At 42.4% G+C, this 8,253-nt stretch carries 7 protein-coding genes and 2 pseudogenes; all 9 read right to left on the bottom strand.

Annotated elements, in window-relative coordinates; translation table 11 throughout:
- Positions 1-349 precede the first annotated feature (349 nt).
- Positions 350-1,546, bottom strand: a complete 1,197-nt coding sequence (locus AACS90_RS18635; RefSeq protein ID WP_099123523.1) for an amino acid aminotransferase — start codon at positions 1,544-1,546, stop codon at positions 350-352.
- Between the two features lie 66 nt (positions 1,547-1,612).
- Positions 1,613-2,692: an alanine racemase gene (gene alr, locus AACS90_RS18640; RefSeq protein ID WP_099123524.1), complete on the bottom strand. Its 1,080-nt coding sequence runs from the start codon at positions 2,690-2,692 to the stop codon at positions 1,613-1,615.
- Between the two features lie 68 nt (positions 2,693-2,760).
- Positions 2,761-4,170: a replicative DNA helicase gene (gene dnaB, locus AACS90_RS18645; RefSeq protein WP_099123525.1), complete on the bottom strand. Its 1,410-nt coding sequence runs from the start codon at positions 4,168-4,170 to the stop codon at positions 2,761-2,763.
- 418 nt (positions 4,171-4,588) lie between these two features.
- Positions 4,589-4,846, bottom strand: coding sequence for a helix-turn-helix domain-containing protein (locus AACS90_RS18650; RefSeq protein WP_099123528.1), 258 nt, complete (start codon positions 4,844-4,846; stop codon positions 4,589-4,591).
- 498 nt (positions 4,847-5,344) lie between these two features.
- Positions 5,345-6,118, bottom strand: a complete 774-nt coding sequence (locus AACS90_RS18655) for a nucleotidyltransferase domain-containing protein (RefSeq protein WP_099123526.1) — start codon at positions 6,116-6,118, stop codon at positions 5,345-5,347.
- Positions 6,119-6,255: 137 nt separating this feature from the next.
- Positions 6,256-6,368: pseudogene (locus AACS90_RS18660) on the bottom strand (hypothetical protein); the annotation flags it as partial.
- Positions 6,369-6,734: pseudogene (locus AACS90_RS18665) on the bottom strand (phage major capsid protein); the annotation flags it as partial. It lies immediately after the preceding pseudogene.
- A 125-nt stretch (positions 6,735-6,859) separates the two neighbouring features.
- The gene (locus AACS90_RS18670) at positions 6,860-7,255 is read right to left on the bottom strand and encodes a DUF1240 domain-containing protein (RefSeq protein WP_099123527.1); all 396 of its coding nucleotides are present in this window, start codon (positions 7,253-7,255) and stop codon (positions 6,860-6,862) included.
- A gap of 99 nt (positions 7,256-7,354) precedes the next feature.
- Complete coding sequence (locus tag AACS90_RS18675; protein WP_241538327.1) at positions 7,355-7,993, bottom strand: hypothetical protein; 639 nt, start codon at positions 7,991-7,993, stop codon at positions 7,355-7,357.
- Between the last annotated feature and the right edge of the window lie 260 nt (positions 7,994-8,253).

Raw genomic sequence — 8,253 nt, forward strand, 5'->3', positions numbered from 1 at the left:
TTTGGACAATTTTTCTCATTTGACGCCGCTCATTGCGCGGAATTGGTGGTACGATGGCCATAACTCAGTCCTTCCTTTTTGTGTTTTTTTGGTTTTGCGATTAAAAAGTTCGCAAAAATAGGACTGAGTTTCTTTGATTCGCCTACCATTTTGAAAAGCTATTTAGTTAGCTACAGTGCAACTCGATATCTATTGGGTATATACACTTCGTCTTTCAAGTCGCCTCTTTGTTGGCTGCGCTCGCTCACCCCAGTCACCGTTTTTATAAACATACGGTTATCTATGCTCCCGGGGATTTACTTTCTTGCCGCCGCGACGCATCTTGAAATCCATTGTGTATAGTGAATGCTTAACGACTCACAGCCACAAATGCTTCAACAACACGTTGTACATTATGATGATTCACACCCGCCATACAAACCCGGCCGGATTCAATCAGATAAACAGCAAATTCTTCACGCAGACGAACAACCTGTTCAGTGCTAAATCCGGTATAACTGAACATGCCACGCTGTTTAAGCAAATGATCAAAGTTTTTCTCCGGTAATGCTTCTTTCAATGCAGATACCAGCACAGTGCGCATTTCCCGAATACGCAAACGCATCTGTTCAACTTCTCTCAGCCACTGTTCCCTCAGTAATGGATCAGCTAATACTCTCGCCACAACCTGACCGCCAAAATTAGGCGGGCTGGAATAAATACGACGTACGCAGGCTTTTAGCTGCCCCAAGACACATTCTTTCGTTTCTTTATCGTCGCAAATAACCGATAAGCCACCAACGCGCTCGCCATATAAGGAAAATATTTTTGAGAATGAATTACTGACAAAGCAAGGTAGTTCAGCACTCGCCATCGTCCTAATTGCATAAACATCTTCTTCAATGCCTTCAGCAAACCCCTGATAAGCGATATCAAGAAATGGAATTAACTTTTGCTCTTTAACTACCTGAATGACCTGATCCCATTGGTCATTAGTCAGATCAGAACCCGTTGGATTATGGCAACAAGGGTGCATCAGGATAATACTTTTTGCTGGTAATTGCCGGAACGTTGCCAGCATTTCATCAAATTTTACCCCTTTGGTTTTATCATCAAAATAAGGGTAATAATTTACTTTTATCCCTGCCCCAGAGAATATTGAAGCATGGTTTTCCCATGTAGGATCACTGCACCACACTTCAGAATCAGGGAAATAACGATGCAAAAAGTCAGCACCGACTTTCAGTGCCCCTGACCCGCCGACTGTCTGGATAGTTGCAATGCGATTTTGCTGCAACATTAAATGATCTTTACCGAATAATAATTCCTGAACTGCCTGCCGGTAAGCCATTAAACCTTCCATTGGAAGATAAAGAGAAGCAGACTGTGGCAGAGTACTTATTTGTTCTTCTGCGGTTGCAACAGCCTGCAATTGGGGAGTTATACCCTGCTCATCGTAATAAAGCCCAATGCTCAGGTTAACCTTTTCTGGACGGGGATCTTTTTTAAACTCTTCCGACAACGAAAGAATAGGATCACCTGCGTAAGCATCAACATTCTGGAACACTATGTTATACCTCTATTACCTAAATGATATTAAAGACACGGTAACAGACAATATAACTGAACCCGATTATTCGTCCAGATATTCCATCGCAACACGTGAAGTTAATTTTGTGATGAGTTCATAGGCACTAATCCCTGTATATTCAGCCACTTTTTCCACTGGCAGGACTTTACCCCAGAGGATAACGTCATCGCCCACTTTATCCTGACAGTCCGGTCCTAGATCTACCGTGATCATATCCATGGATACCCGCCCAACAAGGGAGACTTTACGTCCATTAATAAATACCGGTGTGCCCGATAATGCACTACGGGGGTAACCATCACCATATCCGATAGCTACAACACCTAAATAGGTATCACGTTCACTGACCCAAGTACCGCCGTAACCTACCGCTTCACCTGCTTTGTGTTTACGTACAGCGATTAAACTGGATTTCAATGTCATTGCGGGCATTAAGCTGAAATCATCCGCGGTCTTATCCGCCATCGGTGATGCACCATACATCATAATACCGGGACGAACCCAGTCCAGATGGGCCTGTGGCCACAACAGAATTCCGCCTGATGCTGAAATGGATTTTTCACCCGCCTTATCTGCAACAAATAACTTAAATTGCTCAATTTGCTGATAGGTAGTATCCACCAGAGGTTCATCTGCCTGACTAAAGTGGCTAATAATATTCACAGGCTGTTCAATATTACGGCAACGGCTCAAACGTTGGTAAAAATCTTCTGCTTCATCAATACGAACGCCAAGACGGTGCATACCCGTATCCAATTTCATCCATACTTTAATTGGGTGAGGTAAATTAGCTTGTTCTAGTGCTTCCAGCTGTTCAATACTGTGCACTACGGTTTCAATATGATTGACAACCAAAATAGGTAAGTCAGATGCGCCCAAAAAACCTTCCAGTAGCAGAATGGGTTTGATAACCCCACCACTGCGCAAAGCCAGAGCTTCCACTATTCGTGCAACACCAAAACAATCTGCGCTTTCCATCGTATACGCAGTTTCCAATAAACCATGTCCATAGGCGTTTGCTTTCACAACTGCAATAATTTTACTGCCCGGAGCTTTCACCCGAACCTGTTGCAGGTTGTGTCGCAGAGCGCGGCGGTCGATAACAGCAGTTGCCGCTTTCATTTTTTCCCCTTTTTTATACTTTCTTCCAATCAATTGGTTTGGATAAATAGACTTATTTTTGAACTGGGTTATTCATCGCTATAGCTTGGCCCAGCATAGTTATCAAATCGCGACCATTGACCGTTGAATGTCAACCTTACCGTACCAATTGGGCCGTTACGTTGCTTACCAAGGATAATTTCCGCTACACCTTTTAATTCGCTGTTATCGTGATATACCTCATCACGATAGATAAACATGATTAAGTCAGCATCCTGCTCGATAGAGCCTGATTCACGCAGGTCAGAGTTCACCGGACGCTTATCAGCACGCTGCTCCAGACTACGGTTAAGCTGAGAAAGGGCCACAACCGGCACCTGTAATTCTTTCGCCAATGCTTTGAGGGAACGGGATATTTCTGCAATTTCCAGTGTTCGGTTATCGGAGAGGGACGGCACTCGCATTAACTGCAGGTAGTCGATCATGATCATGCTAAGCCCGCCATGTTCGCGGAAAACTCTTCTTGCGCGGGAGCGCACTTCAGTAGGAGTCAGACCGGATGAATCATCAATATACATATTGCGTTTTTCCAGCAAAATCCCCATGGTGCTGGAAATTCGGGCCCAGTCCTCATCATCAAGCTGACCCGTTCGAATACGCGTCTGGTCTACACGGGAAAGCGACGCCAGCATACGCATCATGATCTGATTACCGGGCATCTCCAGACTAAAAATCAGAACCGGTTTATCCTGCATCATCGCTGCGTTTTCACACAAGTTCATCGCAAAGGTTGTTTTACCCATCGAAGGACGTGCAGCAACGATGATCAAGTCTGATTTCTGCAGACCCGCCGTTTTCTTATCCAGATCCTGATAGCCCGTGGAAACTCCTGTTACGCCATCATGTGGGCGCTGATAAAGCTGCTCAATGCGTTCAACGGTTTCTTCAAGGATTTGTTCAATGCCTTTCGGGCCTTCATCTTTACTTGCCCGGGTTTCTGCTATCTGGAATACACGAGATTCAGCCAAATCCAACAATTCTTCACTGGTTCGGCCTTGTGGGTCATATCCTGCATCGGCGATTTCATTAGCAACTGCAATCATATCGCGAACAACAGCACGTTCACGGACAATATCTGCATAAGCATTGATATTTGCGGCACTTGGCGTATTTTTTGACAATTCTGCCAGATAGCCAAAACCACCGACATTATCCAGCTCCCCATTCAACTCCAGGGATTCTGATAATGTAATCAAGTCAATAGGTTTGCCTGTTTCAAGCAAACGCTGCATTTCAGAAAAAATGCGCCGATGTGGGCGGCTGAAAAAATCATTGCTGGTAACACGCTCGGATACGTTATCCCAACGTTCATTATCCAGCATCAAACCGCCCAACACGGATTGCTCTGCTTCCAAAGAGTGTGGTGGAAGTTTCAGCCCTTCCACTTGGCGATCTTTTGGTTCAGCCATACTGTTGTTAGTTGGTTTTCTTCCAGCCATGTAGTACATCAATCCACTAAACAAGAACGAAATAGCGCATCAGTATACGCCATGAAAACAACCTTGAGTAATTATAATAGCCCACACTCTCAATTTAAACACAACTATCTGATATTAAATAAGTAATCATCATTTCTTAACGAGTTTGTTCTTGTTTGTTTATATAACTGTTTATACATATAACACTAAACAAATCTATAAAAAAAACATAAGATAAAAACAAGGCAAAAGAAAAGAAAGAATGAGAGTGAATGCATGATCAGTAAAACGTGGTCAGTACGTTTAACGTTCCAAGCTATGAGGGTTATGTGTATTCAGTTGAAAACTATTAAAGTGATAATTGCAAATGATACTGCTAGTGAGAAGATACCCCGTTACGGCTATCTTCCCGATGATTTTTAAATGGAACTGATTATTTTTATGATTTATCCCGAACCTTGCGTTCAATCAATTCACCATACGAATCAAAATAGCGACTCGGCCAGATTTCAGATGGGTGTATTTCGAGATAGTTAGCAATAATCCATTCGCCTTTCGGCCACGGTCTGCTGAGAGTATTTGCCAGTGTAGATGAACTGAGGCCAGATTCACGAGAAACAGCAACTAAGGTTGTACCACGCTTACGTAATGCAGCGATGATATCAGCTTGATGCCAGTCATTTTTAACATTATTCATTCCTGCTACCCCTTCCATTAATTGAGAAATTGATGGTGGCGATTCAGACAGGGTTCGCAGTACCGGAACATACCCATCCGGCGAGGCCGAAACCTCCCCTATCAGAACCGCCATTGAATAGGCGATAGCAGACACACTGGTAGAAATTTCCTACCAGTGGGGTATGTTTACAAGGCTGCGAAACCCTGACTACTGGATTGTGCCAATGGCGGGGCTACTTTAACTGATTGATTTATCCGACTCAATAAGCGAACCAGTAAAAACGGCTTACCTTTTTGCGTTATATGCGATTAAACCGCCCATGTAAGCTAATACTCTTGCTACTCAGGATTCAAGCAAATATGACAGTTAGCTCAGTGCCAGGAACTGACGTTGCTTAAAGATGAGCTAGCTCTTAAATGATATACTGTTTTGTATTACTAAATTGATACGTCCTGACGGCCTTAAGTCGTCAGCGGAGGTGATTAGAACACGGCTATGTGAATCAGTTGGGCAGCATCAGCCCTGTTGCTTATGAAACGCCACGTTAAGCCAGCTGACAAAGGCCATAACCCTTTTTTTGAAATTAGCTGTGTTCCCGTAAGGGTCATTACTCATTGTTATTAAATAATCCATATCTTTCGCTAAAGCTGGATATCGGGCATTGAATTTAATGCGATGTTCATGGAGTGTTTCCGGCCAGTCATTATCATGTTCGCTACGAAGAATGCTGGTTGCTCGGATTGCCTTTCGTGCGGCTGCGCGTTGTAGCTGTAACTTTTTGTTTTCGTCGGTTGACGCATGCATTTGAGCAATGAGCTTATCCAGTACCGGCAGGAAGTCACCATTCACTGCTACCGCGATTGCTTTTGAAGGTTTAAAGGCATGAAATCGGCGGCTCAGATCCTCTCCGTAGACGCAGACACAGTGATGCTTGAGCCAGTATCCCCAACTAAGCTTATTATCTGGGTGTAGCACCTGTTGTAGTAGGCCACAATCAAAATCGATTTTACTGACAACAGGATTATTATTTTCAAGTTCACATTGAACCGCAGCGAGGTGTGCTGAAGTCACCTGATCGGGCTCATAGTTGAAAATGATTGACACATCAAGATCTGACTTCCCTATCTTTGCTCGACCTTCAGCCACGCTTCCATAAACATACAGGCTATGTATCAGCTCAGGAAAGCAGTGGCTTAGCTTTGTGACTACGTCTGCAACTACGTGTGAGAATTCGGGCTGCAATTCACTGCATTTTGGCTGGGTAATGTAGCCATTGCGATCGACGGTCATCCTTTTTCCCTTTTCATGAAGTTATTCTCCGGGATCATAAGCTGCTTGAGCTCGAAATCCTCATGGTTAATTAATTATGCCATCAAGTCAGCTTCTCGCTCATAGCTGACTGTAAGATCAAGTTTGAACTACTACACATAATGCTGTTTACAGGCGGATATTACGTTACTACCCGCCGTGGTAATGCAAATAGAATACCTTCGGGACGTGCGCCCATACCTAATTCAAGGGCAGAGTAGACAGCGTTATCCGACTCATCAGCCAATTGCTGCATGATTTGTTTGTTCAGCTCAGGGATAACGGTATAGCCGCCGCCTGAGGGGATGCTTGTAGACAAGGAACGGGCTTCGCCAGTCAGGATATAGTGGCGTAGTTCATCATTATTGAGTGTTTTACTGGTTGGCTGGTTCTTTGCTTGATTGCGTTCTTCATCAGATAAAGACTCATAACGGGCAATTTCCGTATTCAGGTTATCGGATTGGCCGCGCAGCTCGTCGAACTGTTTGGCTTCATCGGGATTCAGTGAGCGCTTTTCGTCTTCGGCTTTGGTGAGCAGCGAGCGCATTTGCTGGGTTAAATCGTTTTTTTGCTGGCGTAATTCGAGTAGTTTTTTCATTGTGTCTTATGGTTATTTATTTTCCTCAAAGACACTATTTAATACTATCTAAAATAATTAAAAAGCCTCTAAACTTTAGAGGCTAAACAGGACAAAACATAAGGACAGAATATTTACAAAAAATTTCATTTACACAGAGATAAATTTTTGACGTAAGTAGTTGGCGACATCCACGATATTTTATCACATGTTAAATAACCATCATTTTTTAACTTATAGCTCACATAAAAAGATATAGGCAAACTAACGATGAATGATGTAACCATCAGCATACTTAAGTACTTAATAATAACCTTGTTAAATTTAGGCAGCCTATCAAATAGAAAGAAAAAAATAGAACCTGATAAAGAATAAAACAATAGAGGAAAAGACATAAAACATATGATAACGGCGCTAGAAAATGTTATTTCATCTCTCATTAGTATTAATGAAATAGCAGAATCAACAACTAAGCTCATCATAAATGTCAGTCCTAATAACAGAATTAGCACACCTAATGCTTTAACATATTTACTCTTCACCTCATCCTTCCTAATCCATTAAAAAATGTCGTAAATCCGCTTCTGGCGCTCTTGGTTTTCTGTCCCTTTGTTCTTTTAAGAATGTTATTAATTTTTCACTTATATTCCATATTGTTTATCAAAAACGTCCAAACCATAAGCAACCAAAAAACCAGTTACCAAAACTATGCCAGCAGCCGCAGTAATGGCTGTTTTAGCCATATCAATTGTTATGTTTCCGAGAAAATCAGCTAAAGTATACTCATCCTTAAAAATACTTTCTACGACTCGATATCCAATAGAAAAGATGATGCAGAATCTAACCCCTCTTACAATACTGTTATTAAGACCCTGCTGCCCTATCCCCATTCCTATCATTTGAGGATGATTAGCACCGTATCGTGTTCCCCTGACAAGTCTCCTAGGACCTGCATGCCCCGACACATGAATATACGTGCAGCCATTTTCTGCCACATGTGTTCTAGCCGTGATATTTAACCTCTGAAACTCCCGGCAAACATCATAAAACCCTCGCGAATCATAGATACTTCCGCCATAAGGAGAAATAGGATCTGTGACAGAAAATACATGTGACATAGGGCCTTTTGTCTGGTCGTCCTCTTCAATACCCCTTGCCAGTGATTCACCGTGACTTGGATTTTGTGGACGACTAGGATTGATATCTTCAATAATGCTTTGGGCTTGAGCTAATGTAAGAACGTAGTGATATTGAGTATTCTTATTTAATTCCTTTTCCAATCCTATACTATCAAAAAATTCATGCTAAGGTATTAACTGGTTAATTCCCACTTTTCCATTTAAATAATCCCCCAAATAACCGTGCCAAGTGGAGTTATATTCTTTACTCCTAAATAACTTTTCATAATAGTGGGACACTCGATTTACTTTCTCTGAAAGAGTCTATTTGCAGATTTTTTCAAGAATTTTTTCACATTACTGAGCAGTTGCCACATATACCGACAACAATGGTTACGTGTGACTGTTTCATGTAACGTGTG

The organism is Xenorhabdus sp. KK7.4, from assembly GCF_963876465.1.
GTDB lineage: Bacteria > Pseudomonadota > Gammaproteobacteria > Enterobacterales > Enterobacteriaceae > Xenorhabdus > Xenorhabdus stockiae.